At 49.1% G+C, this 579-nt stretch carries 2 pseudogenes; both read right to left on the bottom strand.

What is annotated here, in order from left to right:
- Positions 1–180: pseudogene (locus tag L1D47_RS21015) on the bottom strand (IS5/IS1182 family transposase); the annotation flags it as partial.
- Positions 181–318: 138 nt separating this feature from the next.
- A pseudogene (locus tag L1D47_RS21010) lies at positions 319–579 on the bottom strand (IS4 family transposase); the annotation flags it as partial.

Genomic DNA, 579 nt, shown 5'->3' with positions numbered 1-579 from the left:
CATCGTTTCCAGTGGATAGGGACGACGACCATTGCCCGCTTTTGGATAAAAGGGCTCAATCACTTCCAGCAGTTGAGTCCATGGTAATAGGTTGTCCATCCGAGATAAGAAAATCTCTTTACGGGTCTGGCGGCGCTTGCTGGAAAACTCACTATCGGCAAAAGTTAACTGTTGGCTCATGGGCGGTAATGGCTGTGATTTACTATGTAGCTATGATCTCACATCAGGGACTTATTCGCATCTTCCTTAGATGCCCAGTGTAAACACGATTTTGGCCCTCGGCGACAGGACGTCGCCGTGGAGCGCTGTAGGATCCCCTCATAATTCATCCCCCCAGCAGCCGTAAATGAGTGATAATTCAGCCAGCTTCCTGGCAGCATGGAGTAGGTCATCGGCTGACATTGGGTATCTGTCTCGTCGTCGCATCAGCTCTTTTCCCATCCGCACTATCGATAACACATTACGTTTCTTCACCGTATTGGCCTGGAAATGTCGTTGCAATTGCTTCGCTTCACCAAAGAGTCCCACCCACCAAAATACCAATTGCACCAGCAAGGCTATCAATAGCAGGATATCCAT

Source organism: Shewanella sp. Isolate7, from assembly GCF_022398425.1.
Classification (GTDB): Bacteria; Pseudomonadota; Gammaproteobacteria; order Enterobacterales; family Shewanellaceae; genus Shewanella.
The sequence above is the reverse complement of the archived record's forward strand: the minus strand, read 5'-3'. Positions and strand labels throughout refer to the sequence as shown.